The 15,691-nt window shown below is 51.9% G+C and carries 14 protein-coding genes; 9 read left to right on the top strand and 5 right to left on the bottom strand.

Annotated elements, in window-relative coordinates; all coding sequences use genetic code 11:
- The first annotated feature begins 12 nt into the window (after window positions 1-12).
- The 5 genes from H8B13_RS16245 to rfbA all read left to right on the top strand — a co-directional run bounded on the left by H8B13_RS16245 (window position 13) and on the right by rfbA (window position 5,483).
- Entirely contained in the window at window positions 13-1,308 is a 1,296-nt protein-coding gene (locus H8B13_RS16245; RefSeq protein ID WP_187311857.1) for a nucleotide sugar dehydrogenase, read from the top strand.
- Window positions 1,309-1,323: 15 nt separating this feature from the next.
- Window positions 1,324-2,361: a UDP-glucose 4-epimerase GalE gene (galE, locus tag H8B13_RS16250; protein WP_187311858.1), complete on the top strand. Its 1,038-nt coding sequence runs from the start codon at window positions 1,324-1,326 to the stop codon at window positions 2,359-2,361.
- Window positions 2,362-2,410: 49 nt separating this feature from the next.
- Entirely contained in the window at window positions 2,411-3,463 is a 1,053-nt protein-coding gene (rfbB, locus tag H8B13_RS16255) for a dTDP-glucose 4,6-dehydratase (protein ID WP_187311859.1), read from the top strand.
- A gap of 67 nt (window positions 3,464-3,530) precedes the next feature.
- Window positions 3,531-4,538 (top strand): SDR family oxidoreductase, encoded by a 1,008-nt coding sequence (locus H8B13_RS16260; RefSeq protein ID WP_187311986.1) that lies wholly within the window; start codon window positions 3,531-3,533, stop codon window positions 4,536-4,538.
- A 66-nt stretch (window positions 4,539-4,604) separates the two neighbouring features.
- Window positions 4,605-5,483 (top strand): glucose-1-phosphate thymidylyltransferase RfbA, encoded by an 879-nt coding sequence (gene rfbA / locus H8B13_RS16265; RefSeq protein ID WP_187311860.1) that lies wholly within the window; start codon window positions 4,605-4,607, stop codon window positions 5,481-5,483.
- Between the two features lie 75 nt (window positions 5,484-5,558).
- On the opposite strand, the gene chrA is transcribed toward rfbA, so the two are convergent.
- Window positions 5,559-6,791, bottom strand: coding sequence for a chromate efflux transporter (chrA, locus tag H8B13_RS16270; RefSeq protein ID WP_315985155.1), 1,233 nt, complete (start codon window positions 6,789-6,791; stop codon window positions 5,559-5,561).
- A gap of 154 nt (window positions 6,792-6,945) precedes the next feature.
- The gene (locus H8B13_RS16275; RefSeq protein WP_187311861.1) at window positions 6,946-7,923 is read right to left on the bottom strand and encodes an isopenicillin N synthase family dioxygenase; all 978 of its coding nucleotides are present in this window, start codon (window positions 7,921-7,923) and stop codon (window positions 6,946-6,948) included.
- 127 nt (window positions 7,924-8,050) lie between these two features.
- Here H8B13_RS16275 and H8B13_RS16280 point away from each other — a divergent pair, with 127 nt between their 5' ends.
- From H8B13_RS16280 to H8B13_RS16290, 3 genes are all read left to right on the top strand, one after another.
- Window positions 8,051-8,878: a hypothetical protein gene (locus H8B13_RS16280; protein ID WP_187311862.1), complete on the top strand. Its 828-nt coding sequence runs from the start codon at window positions 8,051-8,053 to the stop codon at window positions 8,876-8,878.
- A 274-nt stretch (window positions 8,879-9,152) separates the two neighbouring features.
- Complete coding sequence (locus H8B13_RS16285; protein WP_187311863.1) at window positions 9,153-11,204, top strand: OmpA family protein; 2,052 nt, start codon at window positions 9,153-9,155, stop codon at window positions 11,202-11,204.
- A gap of 282 nt (window positions 11,205-11,486) precedes the next feature.
- A complete protein-coding gene (locus H8B13_RS16290; protein ID WP_187311864.1) occupies window positions 11,487-11,903 on the top strand; it encodes a response regulator in 417 nt (138 codons plus the stop codon).
- 128 nt (window positions 11,904-12,031) lie between these two features.
- Here H8B13_RS16290 and floA read toward each other — a convergent pair whose 3' ends face one another.
- Both floA and H8B13_RS16300 read right to left on the bottom strand, forming a co-directional pair.
- Entirely contained in the window at window positions 12,032-13,033 is a 1,002-nt protein-coding gene (gene floA, locus H8B13_RS16295) for a flotillin-like protein FloA (RefSeq protein WP_133271257.1), read from the bottom strand.
- A gap of 85 nt (window positions 13,034-13,118) precedes the next feature.
- Window positions 13,119-13,583 (bottom strand): NfeD family protein, encoded by a 465-nt coding sequence (locus H8B13_RS16300; RefSeq protein ID WP_187311865.1) that lies wholly within the window; start codon window positions 13,581-13,583, stop codon window positions 13,119-13,121.
- A gap of 199 nt (window positions 13,584-13,782) precedes the next feature.
- Here H8B13_RS16300 and H8B13_RS16305 point away from each other — a divergent pair, with 199 nt between their 5' ends.
- Complete coding sequence (locus H8B13_RS16305; RefSeq protein ID WP_261990415.1) at window positions 13,783-14,037, top strand: hypothetical protein; 255 nt, start codon at window positions 13,783-13,785, stop codon at window positions 14,035-14,037.
- A gap of 67 nt (window positions 14,038-14,104) precedes the next feature.
- Here the strand turns inward: H8B13_RS16305 and proS are convergent, their stop codons facing one another.
- Window positions 14,105-15,580: a proline--tRNA ligase gene (gene proS / locus H8B13_RS16310; protein ID WP_187311866.1), complete on the bottom strand. Its 1,476-nt coding sequence runs from the start codon at window positions 15,578-15,580 to the stop codon at window positions 14,105-14,107.
- Between the last annotated feature and the right edge of the window lie 111 nt (window positions 15,581-15,691).

The raw sequence follows: 15,691 nt of genomic DNA on the forward strand, positions 1-15,691 counted from the left end.
TTTTCTCTCCCTGTGTACGAGCAATTACTTCAGAAAAAAGCCAAGCTAGCCGTTATCGGTCTTGGGTATGTGGGCTTGCCTATCGCCCTTGAGTTTGCCCGCAAACTCAGCGTTATCGGCTTCGATATAAACGCCGCCCGCGTCGACTTGATGCGAAATGGCATAGACCCCAGCGGCGAGTTGGAGGCCAAAGACTTCGAGGGCTGCGACATCACGTTCACCGACTCTTTGGAGGTATTGCGTGAGGCCAATTTCTACATCGTGGCCGTGCCCACGCCCATCGACGAGCACGCCATGCCTGATTTAAAGCCCCTTCTGGGTGCCTCAACCAGCGTAGGCAAAGTGCTCAAAAAGGGTGATTACGTAGTGTTTGAAAGCACCGTATATCCCGGTTGCACCGAGGAAGACTGTATCCCAGTGATGGAGAAGCTGTCGGGCCTGTCGTTCCCTCAGGATTTCAAGGTGGGCTACTCACCCGAGCGTATCAATCCCGGTGATAAAGAGCACACACTGACCAGCATTATAAAAGTGGTGGCCGGCTGCGATGATGAGTCGCTGGACATCATTGCCAAACTCTATGAGTTGGTGGTGAAGGCTGGTGTGCATCGGGCTAGCAGCATTAAAGTGGCCGAGGCCGCCAAGATTATCGAGAACACCCAGCGCGATGTCAACATTGCGCTGATGAATGAGTTGTCGTTGATTTTTGACCGCATGAACATCAATACCTACGAGGTGTTGGAGGCTGCGGGCACCAAATGGAATTTCCTCAAATTCTCGCCCGGCTTGGTAGGCGGTCACTGCATTGGTGTCGACCCTTACTACCTAACGTACAAAGCGAAAGAGCTAGGCTTCGATGCCAAGGTTATCCTTTCGGGTCGCAGCACCAACGACAATATGGGCGCTTACATCGCCCGCAAAACGGTGCAGATGATGATTAAGCAGGGTAAGGACGTAGCCAGAAGTCGGGTACTAGTGATGGGTGCTACCTTTAAGGAAAACGTAGAAGATATTCGTAACTCTAAGGTGGCCGACGTGATTCAGGAATTGAAAAACTTCTCTGTTAACGTGGACATCGTGGATCCCCACGCGGACTCTGACGAGCTACACCATGAGTATGGCTTCCGTCTCACATCCGCCGATGAGACAAGAACTGACTATGATGCCGTTATTGTAGCCGTCAGCCATAAGCCTTACCTCGAAAAGAACGAAGCATATTTTAAGTCAATCACGGCCGAAAACGCCGTACTAGTTGATATTAAGGGACTGTACCGCAGCAAGATGCAGGATATGCATTACTGGAGCTTGTAAGGAAACAAACTAGATATGGAAAGGACGAAAATATTAGTAACAGGCGGTGCAGGTTATATTGGCTCGCACGCAGTGGTAGAGCTGTATGAAGCTGGATATCAGCCCGTTATTGTCGATAACTTCAGTAACTCTTCCGAGTCTGTGATGCACGGACTAAAAGAGATTCTGGGTACGAGCATTGCGTGCTATGCTATCGACTGCGCTGATGAAATAGCGCTGCGGAAGGTTTTTGCACACGAAAAAGACGTGCGCGGTGCCATCCACTTTGCCGCCTACAAAGCGGTCGGCGAGTCGGTGCAGAAGCCACTGGCTTACTATCACAACAATATCGACTCCTTACTCACGCTCCTGAAAGTAATGCAGGAGTTTGAGGTGCCTAACGTAGTATTTTCTTCTTCTTGCACCGTGTACGGCATTCCCGACCATCTGCCCGTTACGGAGGAGACGCCCACCAAGCCGGCTACCTCGCCCTACGGCAACACGAAGAAGATATGTGAAGACATACTGCGTGACGTAGTGGCCGCGCCGAATAGCAGCGTGCGTACAATCTTACTACGCTATTTCAATCCTATCGGAGCTCATCCTTCGGCCCTGATTGGTGAGTTGCCGCTAGGCGTACCTAACAATCTGGTGCCTTTCGTGACCCAAACGGCGGCTGGCATTCGGGAGAAGCTCACCATTTTTGGCAATACGTACGACACCCCCGACGGCACCAACATCCGCGACTACATTCACGTGGTAGACTTGGCAAAGGCTCACGTGGTGGCCGTGGAACGTCTGTTAAAGGGTGAAAGCGAGCCAGTTGAAACCTTCAATGTTGGCACCGGTCGCGGCAATAGCGTACTTGAAGTAGTGCAGACATTTGAGAAGGCAACTGGCCAGAAGCTCAATTACGTGATCGGTCCTCCTCGCCCCGGCGACGTTCCGGCAATTTATGCCGATGTAACGAAGGCGAATCAGGTGCTAGGGTTTGAAACCACTACTACCTTAGAGGAAAGCCTGGCTAGCTCCTGGAAGTGGCAGCAGAAATTGATGGCGGATAATGCGGGTTAAAGAGCTGAACAATGGCTTTTTAATCATTTAAAGGTTCAACTGTAAGCAAATGAAAATTATTATCACTGGCGGTGCTGGGTTTATTGGATCGCACGTAGTGCGCCTGTTTGTAACCAAATACCCAGAGTACCAGATTATCAATCTGGATGCGCTGACTTACGCGGGCAACCTTGAAAACCTGCGCGACATAGAGAACGCGCCTAATTACCGCTTTATAAAAGGCGACATTGCCGATCAGCCATTCATTGATGAGCTGTTTGCGCGCGAAGAACCCGATGCAGTAATCCATCTCGCTGCCGAGTCGCATGTGGACCGCTCTATCACTGACCCGTTGGCTTTCGTAAAGACTAATGTGCTCGGGACGGTGCACTTGTTGAATGCGGCCAAAAACCTATGGAAACCGCTGGGGTATGAGGGCAAAACGTTCTACCACGTAAGTACCGACGAAGTATACGGCTCCCTGGAAATGGGTCCTGATATGTTCACGGAGGACACGGCGTATGATCCTCGCTCTCCCTATTCGGCTTCCAAGGCAAGCTCCGACCACTTTGTGCGGGCATGGTATCACACTTATGGTTTGCCGGTGAAGCTGAGCAACTGCTCTAATAACTACGGACCCAATCATTTTCCGGAAAAGCTGATTCCGTTGGCTATTCACCGCATCCGCACTCAGCAGCCGGTACCGGTGTATGGTAAGGGCGAAAATGTGCGCGACTGGCTCTTTGTGAAAGATCATGCTACGGCCATCGATGCGGTGTTTCATAAAGGCAAAGTGGGTGACACCTACAATATTGGGGGCGTAAATGAGTGGCAAAACCTGGAGCTGATTCATCTGCTGTGTGATGTAGTGGACGAGAAAACCGGCCAGGCTCCTGGCACTTCGCGCAAGCTGATCACCTTCGTGAAAGACCGGGCCGGGCACGACCTACGCTACGCCATCGATTCCAGCAAAATCATGAAAGAACTGGGCTGGAAGCCTTCTGTTACGTTCGAGCAAGGCCTGGCCCAAACGGTAGATTGGTACCTAGCAAATACCGAATGGCTAGAGCGAGTGACTACCGGTGCCTACCAAGAATACTATATTAAGCAGTACAGTAATTAATGCATGAGGAGCCACAACTCATGCCTAGCAGGTAGTGGCTCCTCTTTCCTTCACATTCCCCGATAACGTGTACGAAACCCCTTTTCACGACCAGCCCCTCGATAACTTGACTTTTTTGGTAACGGGTGGTGCTGGCTTCATTGGCTCCAACCTGGTTGAATACCTGCTTAAGTACGGCGCCGGGCGCGTGCGTGTGCTGGATAATTACTCCAACGGCTTCCGCAAAAATATACGTCTGTTTGAGGAGCACCCGGCATTAGAAGTTATCGAGGGCGACATCCGCGACCCACAGGTGTGCCGCGACGCTTGCCAGGGGGCAAATGTGGTGCTGCATCAGGCTGCGCTGGGCTCCGTACCACGTTCTATCAATGACCCCATCACTAGTAATGATGTGAACGTGGGAGGCTTCGTGAATATGCTGGTAGCTGCTAAAGAGGCTAACGTGCAGCGCTTTGTATATGCGGCTTCTTCGTCAACCTACGGCGATTCACCTCACCTGCCGAAGGTGGAAGACCGTATCGGGAAGCCTCTGTCGCCGTATGCTGTGACTAAGTACGCCAATGAGCTTTACGCTGATGTATTTGGTAAAACCTATGGCATGCCTATTATCGGCTTGCGCTACTTCAACATTTTTGGCCCCCGCCAAGATCCTAATGGTGCTTATGCGGCCGTAATTCCGCTATTTATTGACGCGGTGTTGCAAGGAAAAGCCCCCCGTATGAACGGAGATGGTGGCCAGACGCGCGACTTTACTTTCGTCGAAAACTGTGTGCAGGCCAACATCAGAGCGGCTTTGACCACGAATCCGGCAGCGCTGAATGAGGTGTATAACATTGCCGTAGCAGACCGCACGTCGCTCAACGACTTGTTTAACATCCTGAAGGAGGAAGCTGGCTCCGACATCACACCCGAATATGGCCCCGATCGGCCCGGTGATATTCGCGACTCGCTGGCTGATATTTCTAAGGCAAAGAACCTGCTCGGCTATGATCCTCAGATTCGCATTCGGGAAGGCTTACAGCAAACACTGGCGTGGTTTAAAGCAAATCAGGCTTTCATTCGCGAGAGCAACTAAACTTTGGGCGGCCATGCAGGCCGTTCGTGTCTCATTCTATTTATACTCGGTTCGTCTTCCTAACAAATGAAAGGTATTATACTCGCCGGTGGATCCGGCACCCGACTGCATCCCCTCACGCTGGCCGTTAGCAAGCAGCTTATGCCGGTGTATGACAAGCCCATGATTTATTATCCGCTGTCTATTTTGATGATGGCCGGAATTCGGGATATCCTGCTCATTACCACGCCCCATGATCAGGAGCAATTTAAGCGTTTGCTTGGGGATGGAAAGAGCTTGGGTTGCAACTTCCAATATGCCATTCAGGAAGTGCCCAACGGCTTGGCTCAGGCGTTTGTCATTGGTGCCGACTTTATCGGTGATGATAAAGTAGCCTTGGTCTTGGGGGATAACATTTTCTACGGCGAAGGACTAGAACAATTGTTGCAAAGTAACAGCAACCCCGACGGTGGCGTGGTGTATGCCTACCACGTAAATGACCCCGAGCGCTACGGCGTAGTAGAGTTTGATGCTGATAAAAAGGCTCTTAGTATTGAGGAAAAGCCTAAAGCTCCAAAAAGCAACTATGCGGTGCCGGGCCTGTACTTCTATGATAACGAAGTAATTGAGATTGCTCGTAACCTCAAGCCCAGCCCTCGGGGCGAGTACGAAATCACAGACGTAAATCAGGAGTATCTGCGTCGTGGCAAGCTGAAAGTAGGGATTCTGGGTCGCGGCACGGCTTGGCTGGATACCGGTACGTTTGAGAGCTTGATGCAGGCCTCCGAGTTTGTGCGGGTAATTGAGCATCGTCAGGGCTTGAAAGTAGGATCCATTGAGGAAGTCGCTTACCGTCAGGGTTTTATTACGGCTGATCAGCTGCGAAAAATTGCCGAGCCCTTGCGCAAAAGCGGTTATGGCGATTATCTGATGAACCTGCCCGAAACGCAGATGCTGGAAGCGTAAATACACAGAAATAATATATAAAAAAGCCCCCCAAATTGACCTGGGGGGCTTTTTTATGTCTGTGTCAGAGAAATGTTAAAACAAGAGTCCAGCTAATAGTCCGGCCCCGATGATAGCGTAGGACGGGATTTTATTCCATAGTAGCAGCAGGAAAGTAGCGGCTACCAAAATCAGATTGATGGGCGTATCAGGCAGCGGATGGTAGAGCAGAAAGGTGGCTGCCCACACCAGGCCCGCACTCACGGCATTAATGCCTTCCAACGACGCTTTTACCACGCGGTACTGCTTCAGCTGGTCCCAGAAGCGAATCAGAAAGAAGATGAGAAAGGTGCCCGGCAGAAAAATACCCGCTGAAGCAACCAATGCACCCAACAGTTGGCCGCTCACACCAGCATCTTCCCGCCGCATGGCAAGCGTACCGATATAGGAAGCAAAGGAGAAGTTAGGCCCTGGCATGGCCTGCACCAGTCCCAGCCCTGATAGAAACTCCGGGGCTGTGAGGTAGCGCTTAAACTCCACAAACTCAGCAAACAGGAGCGGAGCCAGCACTTGCCCGCCCCCAAATACGAGGCTGCCGTTGCGATAGAAGTTCTCGAAAAGACGCACCGGTAGCCAGCGTGTGTAATGACCTAGTACGGCCGCAGCTACTAGCACACCCAGCCAAAGAATAAAATTGGCCCACTCCACGCGCAGTGGCTGCTTTTGCTCCACCTGCGGCAGTTTGCTATACCGAAAGGCCGTAATTAGCCCCCCAGCCAATAGAAGTAAGGGCAATACGGCCGGCAACTGGAAGGAATAAGCAAGCATGGCCCCCGACACCATCAGGGCTACAGAGGTCTTGGTATGGATTACCTTTTCGGCAATTTTATACGCTGAGTAAGCCACAAAGCCAATGGCAATAGGCTGCACAAACTGCACCAGTCGAGCTACCAGTCCAGCATCCAAATAGCTGATGCTGAGGGCGAAAACAGTCATGAACGTCACGGCGGGCATCATCCAGACCAGCAGCGTGAGATAGGCTAGGTTGGGGCCGCCCAGCCGGAAGCCAATTGCAGTAATCGTTTGGGTAGAGGAAGGGCCAGGCACAATCTGACACAAAGCCGTTAGCTCCACCAACTCCGCCGACGTGAGGTAGCGTCGCTTATCAACCAGCAAGCGGAACATCATGGCTAGGTGCGCCTGCGGGCCGCCAAAGCTGGTGAGAGCCAGCACGGCCACATCCTTCAGGAAAATGATACCGCGTACGCGCTTGGTGCGGTTGCCGCTCCGGCGGGGTGGGGGAACCAAGCTAACCTCTTCCGTTTCCACTTTTTTAGAGCTTGGTACTTTTAACAGCCAGATACTAAGGCCTTCATAGTGCGAAGAAAAGATACGGTATTATCAGAAAAAAGCCCCCCAGAAAAATGCCGGGGGGCTTTTTTACCTCAATTATCGGTTGTCAGAAGTTAGCTGACAACAACAGCTACTTCTTCTTCAAGCCAAGCTCAATCAAACGCTCATTCAGGAATTCGCCGGCGGTGATGTCTGCTTCCTGCTTAGGATTGTCGGGCGTTACGCAATTCTCCAAGGCAGCTAAGCTCATTTCGGAGCGAGGATGCATAAAGAAGGGAACGGAGAAGCGCGAAGAATTCATCTTCTCGCGGGGCGGATTTACCACGCGGTGAATAGTGCTTTTGAGCACGCCATTGGTCAGGCGCTGGAGCATGTCGCCCACGTTTACCACAATCTGATCAGGCAGAGCCGTGATCGGAATCCACTTGCCATCCCGACGCAACACTTGCAAACCATCAGCCGAAGCGCCCATGAGCAGCGTAATCAGGTTGATATCGCCGTGCTCGGCGGCCCGTACTGCATCAGCTGGCACCGCATCGGGGTTCTCGATGGGGAAGTAATGAATGGGGCGCAGGATGCTGTTGCCGTTGCGCACCTTATCATCGAAGTAATTTTCGGGCAGGTTCAGATACAAAGCAATGGCCCGCAGTACGTCTTTGCCCGCAGCTTCCAGCGTTTTGTACGTGGTCAGCGTCGTCTGGTGAAAGGTAGGTACTTCCTTCGGCCAGATGTTGTCGGGGTACTCGTTTTTAATGGGGTCGTTCGGGTCGTCTACCTCTTGGCCTACGTGGTAGAATTCCTTCAGGTCGCCGGTGTTGCGGCCTTTTGCGTGCTCCTTGCCTTTGCCGATGTAGCCGCGCTGCCCGGCCAAAGCAGGGTTCTCGTAGGTTTGCTTTACCTCATCGGGCAGCGAGAAAAAAGATTTCACGTCGGCGTAGAGCTGGGTGGTTTGCTCTTCGGTTAAGCCGTGGTTACGCAGGGCCACGAAGCCGATGCTTTGGTAAGCATCGCCGAGTTGTTGAACGAAGCGCTGCTTGCGCTCCGGGTCGCCGGACCGAAAGTCGGCTAGATCGAGGGATGGAATTTCTTCCAGCAATGTTGGGTCCATAGCGGAAAATCAAGATACTTTTGAGCAATCATTTCGTGTTGTGCAAGGTACTCAAAAATCAAATGTCATCTTTGCAACTCAACATTACCCGATATTCGGCTTCTTTGGTACTATTTCCTTTTTCATTATGAAAGCATCAACTTTACTCTTAAGCGGCGCCATGTTTTTAGGCGTAGTAGCCTGCGATACCACCCGTCAGCAAACTGAAACGGCTACTATTGCTGAGAACACAGCGCCTGGTACCGGTGGTTTGGCAAGCATGGAAAAGAATGGTATTCGCCTGACTCCTTTCAACGACTCGCCTAAATACCCGGAGTCACAATTGCGGCTGAAGTCGCCGACCTCTGGCAATACCGTAGCCTCCGGTGCTGTGCCCTTCGACTATGACTTGAGTAACTTCCAACTGACCAAAATGACCGGCGGCATACACGCGGAGCACATGGCAAATTCGCAGCAAGGTCAGCACATTCATAATATCGTCGACAATGAGCCCTACACCGCTCACTACACGACCGAGTTCACTAAGAATATCCCTGATGGTCAGCACGTGGTGCTGTCGTTTCTGTCACGCTCCTATCACGAAAGCCTTAAGCATCGTGGCGCGTACGACCTGCGCGTGATCAATGTTGGTTCTACGCGCGCCACCCCGCTGGGGGCCGATTTGGCCGCTCCACACATGTTCTACAGCCGGCCTAAGGATACCTATTCAGGTAACGATACGAAGAAAGTAATGCTGGATTTTTATCTAGTTAACACTACGCTTAGCCCTGAAGGAAACAAAGTACGCGCTACCATCAACGGAACCGAGTTTATGCTTGATCAGTGGCTGCCGTATATGATGGAAGGCTTGCCCGCCGGCCAAAACACCGTAAAGCTGGAGCTAGTCGACAGCAATGGTACCGTTATTCCGGGGCCGTTCAACTCCGTCACCCGTACGTTTACCCTTCAGCCCTAAGCAGCTGTTGCTGATTACTTTATTTTCAGTAAAAGCCTGTTCATGCTCAGCGTGAACAGGCTTTTTTTAATGTGTTAGATTATATAGGTTCTTTTTAATAAAGAAAAAGTTCTATTTTTAAAAAAAATCTTCCCTTACGTTCACAGTTAGTAGTTTTGGCTTGGCTTTCGCAGACCGGAGCCGCTCCCTAAACTACTTGGATGGTGATGGGGCAAGAAACGAAGTCAAAGATGAGCTTAATGAGCTCTCTCGCAATATCTTTTTGGTGTTAACTATGCATTTTTACAAGTCATTTTTTACGCTGGCGGTCGTACTAGCTGTGAGCTTAAAAGCTCAGGCTCAACATGCTGTATGGGCCAATAAAGTAGTAGAGGTATCGTCGCAGAAGGCTGAGGGAAAAGAGGCGTTTTCGCCTGACAAGGTGTTAGGTGAGCCGAACGCCAAGCCGCTCGGCCAAGTGAGCAACGATGCCTGGATTCCGAAGAAAGAAGGGAAAGAGGAGTTCGTGGAAGTTCGCTTTAGCAAGTCGTTGATTGCCCGCCAAGTGACGGTAGTGGAAAATTTTAATCCTGGCTCGGTCACTAAAATTGAATTAATCGACACGCGCGGCGGCAAGCATCAGGTGTATGAAAACAAGAACCCGGGCCCCATTCCAGAAATGTTTCGCTCTCTGCAAGTGACTTTTGAGCCGGGCACTTACCGGACTATTGGCGTACGGGTCACCATGAACACGCTCAAAGTAAATGGCGTGAATCAGATTGATGCCATTGGTATTGCCGACGTGGTGGCCACCATGGTGAAAGAAGAGTTTAAAACGGCCGCCGCAGATGACAACGGCGTGTCGGCTGATTCGTCGATGGTGAACTTGGGGCCTACTGTCAATTCAAAGTATGTTGATACTCACCCGGTTATATCGCCCGATGGCAAGACGCTGTTCTTCGCTCGTCAGGAAAGCCCGCAGAACGTGGGGGGCAAAGATGATGTGCAGGACGTGTGGTACAGCACGCTGCGCGATGCTGCAAGTAAGTCGTGGAACCCCGCCAAGAATATTGGTGGACCCATTAACACGCCCGGTCCCAATGGCTTAGCTTCGGTGTCGTCGGATGGTAATGCTGTGGTATTGATTAACGTGTACAATCCCGATGGCTCATTGGACCCCAAAGGCTTGAGTCTGGCCCGGCGCACGCCCACCGGCTGGACAAAGCCAACGAAGATTGAAGTAGAGGATTTCTATAACGACGACCCCGAAAACGTTGATTTCTATCTTGCTACGTCGGGCAAGGAACTACTGATGGCAGTACAGCGCAAAGACGGACAAGGCCAGCAGGATCTGTATGTGAGTCTGCTCAAGAGTGATGGCAAAACATGGGGCAAACCTCGCAATTTGGGCACTTCGATAAATACCAAAAAGGCCGAGTTTGCCCCTTTTCTGGCCGCTGATGGCAAAACCTTGTACTTCGCCTCCGAAGGCCACGGTGGGTACGGACAAAGCGACATTTTCTACAGCAAGCGCCTCGACGATACCTGGACAAGCTGGACTAAGCCACGTAATCTGGGGTCCAATATCAATTCCTCTGACTTCGACGCTTACTATACCGTATCGGCAGCGGGAGAGGACGCTTACCTCGTGTCGTCGCGCAACGGTACAGAAGGCTCACGCGATATTTTTCGCATTGGCCTCACACCTCAGTTTAAGCCGGAAATAGTAACCCTGGTTCGGGGACGCGTGCTTGATGCCAGCACCAAAAAGCCAGTTGCCGCCAAAATTCGCTACGAAAACCTGCTGACCGGCGAAGAGTTGGGCGTGGCTGAAACCAGCCCGGTAGATGGCTCTTATACAATTGTACTTCCTTCGGGAGCGCACTATGGCTACCGAGCGGAGGCCGCCGACTACATTTCGGAAAGCGACAACATCGACGTAACTGACCGGCAGAAATACACCGAGCTGACGCAGGATTTGTACCTGATTCCGTTCACGGTAGGGCAAACCATCAAGCTGACCAATATTTTCTTTGCCCAGAGCAAATTCTTTCTGCGTGAGAACTCTTACCCCGAGCTGCAACGCCTGATCGGGATTATGAAAGAGTACCCAAATATGGAAATCAAGCTAGAAGGCCACACCGACAATCAGGGCGACCCTGCTTTGAACGTGAAGCTGAGCCTTGACCGCGTGAATGAGGTAAAGAAATACTTGGTGGCCCGAGGCATTTCTGCCACTCGTATTACCACGGAAGGCTTTGGTGGTAGTAAGCCCGTAGGCAGCAACGACCAAGAGGAAACGCGCCGCCTCAACCGTCGGGTTGAATTCAGGATCACAAAGAAATAGCAGTTCATTATCTGATACTTTTCATATAAAAAATGCCCCCCAGCTGAGTTGGGGGGCATTTTTTATATGGAATTCATGGCCCGTATATACTTCATGAGTAGGAGGAGTTTGCACGGTCAGCTAAACCAGACCTTCCCTTTTATCGTCTACTTCAGCGAGTAGCCGTACTTCAAATTAAAAACGAAAAGTCAGCGTATCTCTAAGCAAACAGAGCATTTGACTGTCGGAAGCGGCAATAAAGTCACGCTTCTCCTACGCTGATCGCCTGATACAACCTTGCCTGTGGATAAGATTTCTTGCACCCTCTTAGTAGACGACGACCGCATTAATAATTTTCTCAACCAAAGGCTCTTGGAAGGCCTTAACATGACGGAGAAGCTGCTTACGGCCCTGAACGGTAAGGAGGCGCTTTCAATGTTTGAAAAGGAATGCCGGGAGTCGGTATGCCCAACGCTGGTATTGCTCGATGTAAATATGCCTGTGATGAACGGCTTCGAGTTTTTGGAAGCTTACGACCAACTCGATATTGCACCTAAAGAACATGTTATCATTATTATGCTCACTACTTCGCTGCACCCGCGCGACGTAGAGCGCGTACAGCAACTAGGCATTGCGGGCTTTATGAATAAGCCACTGACCAAAGAGAAAGTAAACGATATTTTGAAAGCTCATTTTAACCGAGAGCTGCCACAGGAATAAGCACAGACAGGTTTTGCCCGGGCTGTATAGCCTGATTGCAAAGAAAAAAAGCCCCCTAAACGCTAAGTGTTCGGAGGGCTTTTTTATAAAAGCATAAATGCAAAAGCGCTGGCTGCCACCGCTGCTTATCAGGTCTGACGGGTTTCGTCGCGGCCGGGCTTGATGCTGCTGCTTTGCCCCCCAGGGTTCGCAATGGAGTCGCGCATGTCCGTGTCTGACTGGATGTTGCGCATTTTGTAGTAGTCCATGATGCCGAGGTTGCCACTGCGGAATGCCTCCGCCATAGCTTTCGGAATCTCGGCTTCGGCTTCAACTACGCGGGCTTTGGCTTCCTGGGTCTTAGCGCGGTTTTCCTGCTCCACGGCTACAGCCATAGCCCGGCGTTCTTCGGCTTTGGCTTCGGCCACTTTCAGGTCGGCGGTGGCCTGGTCGATTTGCAGCTTTGCCCCGATGTTTTCGCCGATGTCGATGTCAGCAATATCAATGGAGAGAATCTCGAAGGCAGTACCCGCGTCTAAGCCTTTGCTAAGTACCAGCTTCGATATTTTATCCGGGTTTTCGAGGACTTCCTTATGGGAGCGCGACGAGCCGATACTGGTTACGATGCCCTCGCCCACACGGGCCAGAATCGTTTCTTCACCCGCGCCACCCACCAACTGTGTAATGTTGGCGCGCACCGTAATGCGGGCTTTGGCAATGAGCTGAATACCATCCTGCGCTACCGCCGCCACATTGGGTGTGTTGATAACTTTGGGATTAACGGAAGTAGTGACGGCCTCAAATACGTCGCGACCGGCTAGGTCAATAGCGGTGGCCTGCTTAAAGGTGAGCGGAATATTGGCCTTATCAGCCGAAATAAGCGCTTTGATAACGCTTGGAATATTGCCGCCGGCCAGGTAGTGCGTTTCCAGATCGTTCGCGGTTAGTTCTAGGCCCGCCTTAGTGCTCGTAATCAGCGAGTTGACGATGAGCGTGGGCGACACCTTACGCACCCGCATTAGTACCAGCTGAAACAGGCTGACCCGCACCCCCGAGAAAATAGCCGTAATCCAGAGCCCGATGGGAAAGAAATACAGGAATACGAGCAGAGCTACGGCCGCGATGGCAAGCGGAATAAAGGGAAACTCCATTAAGTGAGGGTGTAGACTTGGGTGTAAATAGGGGAAAAGACTAATTGGGGGCTTTTTTAAAGCTGAGCCAGCGCGGCTTTCAAGGTTAGGCTTGCTCTACAATAATACGGTTCTGCTCGATGCGCAAAACGCGCACGGCGGTGCCGGCATCCAGAAACTCACCCCGCGTGGCGGCTTCCCGCCGGTCCTCGCCAAACAGAACAGTGCCGGCGGGCCGTAGCGCCGATAGAGTCCGTCCGGTAGTACCGGGCTGCACATCGGGGCGACGCACATCGCGCACGTGGCTGTCATTCACATCGGTGAGGGCAAACCTATGCAGGTTTTTCGGTCGAAGGCCGACATACAGCATCACACCCGCCGCCACCACTGAAAACAACAGCGCGTAGTGGCCAGCCGTGGTGCCCAAATCACGGTAGCCCAGCCATACGCCCACCACCAGCAACCCAAATCCAACCAGTCCGACCAAAGTAGTACCCGGAATAAAGAGCACCTCAACTACCAAAAACAGCAGGCCGAAAAGCAACAATAAAACAACGGTAAGCCAGTCCATAGAAAGGAAAGTAGGATGTGTTCTTAAATATACACAAAAACAACCGCCGTTACCAGAGCAAGCGCCGAGCTTCTGCTGCTATTATCTAGGTGGTTTGGTTCGTTGGCATTTCTCTGTGAAGTACCGTCCAGACATATTTGGGTAAGCAAGATGAGGCATGTTGAACCCACCAATTGCGATCTACTTTCGTATTGGGGTCATGATGAAACAACGTGAGATAACCGACCAATCAAATACCGCCTGGACCTGCGTGCAAGCCTACGCTGGCCTCGACAGCAAAACCGCCGAGCAAGCCACCAAGCTAGCCGAAACCGAAGATGGAACCGTGACAGTAGTTTGTACGCCCAGCGGCGGCGCCCAAACTGTGCGTCTGGAACTGGATAAAGACTGGCTGGAAGAGCTTTCGGATGAGGAGCTAACTACTGCTATTGAGTCGGCTGGTTCTTGCAGCTAACAGAATAAACAGTAAAAAAGCCCCCCACAGTTAATTGTGGGGGGCTTTTTTAATAAAGGCAACACTCCTAATACGCTCGCGCAAAGTGAGCGCGCCGCGTGCTGGGCTTACCAGTCACGATGCAGAAGCCATCTTCATCAGGCTCGGCAAGCGCCAGGCAGCGAATCGTGGCTTTCGTTTCCTCCTTGATGCGCTCCTCCGTTTCGGGGGTACCGTCGTAGTGCGCTACCACGAAGCCGCCAAGGCCATCGAGCACTTGTTTGAACTCTTCATAGCTGTCCACACGGGTAGTGTGGGTTTCGCGGAAGTTGTGAGCGCGCTGGTAGATATTCTTTTGGATATCCTGAAGCAGCTGATCGATGTTGTTCACGATGTCGGTGAGCGGCAGATTCAGCTTCTCCTTGGTGTCGCGGCGAGCTACTTCCACGGTACCGTTCTCCAAGTCGCGCATACCGATGGCCAAGCGCACGGGTACGCCTTTCAGCTCCCATTCCGCAAACTTAAAGCCGGGGCGCTCCGTGTCGCGGTCGTCGAGCTTCACGCTGATGCCACGCTCCAGCAGGCCCATCTGAATCGGCCGGATGCGCTCCTTTAGCTCATCAAGCTGGCCGGTTTTGTAGATAGGCACAATAACAACTTGGATAGGAGCCAGCTTGGGGGGCAAAATCAGGCCATCGTCGTCGGAGTGAGCCATAACCAAGGCACCCATCAGGCGGGTGCTTACGCCCCAGCTCGTACCCCAAACGTGCTCCAGGCTGCCTTCTTTGTTGGTAAACTGTACGTCGAAGGCTTTGGCAAAATTCTGCCCCAGAAAGTGAGAAGTGCCTGCCTGCAAGGCCTTGCCGTCCTGCATCAAACCCTCGATGCAGTAGGTTTCGAGGGCACCCGCGAAGCGCTCATTTTCTGTCTTCACACCTTTTACCACCGGCAGGGCCATCCACTCTTCCGCAAACTCGGCGTACACATCCAGCATCTGGCGCGTTTCGGTGAGGGCTTCTTCAGCGGTGGCGTGGGCTGTATGACCTTCCTGCCACAGGAATTCCGCGGTGCGCAGAAACAAGCGCGTGCGCATTTCCCAGCGCACCACGTTGGCCCACTGATTAATGAGCAAAGGCAGGTCGCGGTAGCTCTGAATCCAATTTTTGTAGGTGCTCCAGATAATGGCTTCCGAAGTAGGCCGCACAATCAATTCTTCCTCCAGCTTCGCATTCGGATCGACGCGCAGCTTCCCCGGATTGTCGGGGTCGGTCTGCAACCGGTAGTGGGTTACTACGGCGCATTCCTTGGCAAAACCTTCCGCGTTTTTTTCTTCGGCTTCAAATAAACTTTTGGGTACAAACAGCGGAAAGTAGGCGTTTTCGTGGCCCGTGCGCTTGAACATATCGTCGAGCTGGCGCTGCATCTTTTCCCAGATGGCATACCCATATGGCTTGATAACCATACAACCTCGTACAGCCGAGTTCTCGGCGAGGCCGGCGCGCTTCACTAACTCATTGTACCACAGCGAATAATCTTCGCTCCGCTTCGGCAAACTTTTACTCATCTTTGGAGTATCTTTAAATAAGCAAATCTGTTCGTACTCTGGTACAACATTTGACACAACAAAAGGCACCGTTTCGGGGCAAATTACGTTATTAAAACCCAAGCAGTCCGC

It is taken from the genome of Hymenobacter sp. BT188 (assembly GCF_014333585.1).
Lineage (GTDB): Bacteria > Bacteroidota > Bacteroidia > Cytophagales > Hymenobacteraceae > Hymenobacter.